This window comes from Pseudomonas sp. AF32, from assembly GCF_022342325.2.
GTDB classification, from domain to species: Bacteria; Pseudomonadota; Gammaproteobacteria; order Pseudomonadales; family Pseudomonadaceae; genus Aquipseudomonas; species Aquipseudomonas uvaldensis.
In genome coordinates this window covers 1-784 of record NZ_RQJK02000058.1, presented here as the reverse complement: position 1 = coordinate 784, position 784 = coordinate 1, and the positions used below count along the sequence as shown (strand labels likewise).

1 protein-coding gene is annotated in these 784 nt (G+C 66.8%); it reads left to right on the top strand.

Annotation, left to right across the window (positions count from 1 at the left end; translation table 11 throughout):
* A partial coding sequence (locus EGM97_RS26090; RefSeq protein ID WP_477788899.1) for a phosphopantetheine-binding protein occupies nucleotides 1-784 on the top strand: 784 nt, incomplete at both ends.

The window sequence follows — 784 nt, the reverse complement described above, 5'->3', positions numbered from 1 at the left end:
GTCGGCGTGGCGGGCGAGTTGTACATCGGTGGCGACGGCGTGGCGAAAGGCTATTTGAATCGTCCGGAGCTGACCGCCGAGAAGTTCGTCGCCGACCCGTTCAGCGCCGATCCATCGGCCGTGCTCTACCGCACCGGTGACCTGGCGCGCTGGCGTGTCGATGGAACCGTGGACTACCTGGGCCGCAACGACGACCAGGTGAAGATCCGTGGTTTCCGGATCGAGCTGGGCGAGATCGAAGCCCGGTTGGGGCAATGTGCTGGCGTAAAAGACGCCGTGGTCCTGGCCCGGCAGGACGAAACCGGGCCCAAGCGCCTGGTGGGCTATGTGATTGCCGAGCCGGGCATCACCCTGTCGGTGCATGAGCTGCGCAGCCAATTGGCAAGCACCCTGGCCGAGTACATGGTGCCGAGCGCCTTTGTCGTGCTGTCATCGTTCCCGCTGACCGCCAACGGCAAGCTGGACCGCCGTGCGTTGCCGGCGCCGGACGCCGAGGCCTATGCCAGCCGCGAATACGCAGCCCCGCAAGGCGAGGTCGAGAACACCCTGGCGCAGATCTGGGCCGATGTGCTGAAGATCGAGCAGGTCGGACGGCATGACCACTTCTTCGAACTGGGCGGCCATTCGCTGCTGGCGGTGACGCTGATCGAGCGCATGCGCCAGGCCGGCCTGAGCGCCGACGTGCGGGTGCTGTTCAGCCAGCCGACCCTGGCGGCGCTGGCGGCGGCGGTGGGCAGTGGCAAGGAAATCAGCGTGCCGGACAACCGTATTCCGGCCGATTGCG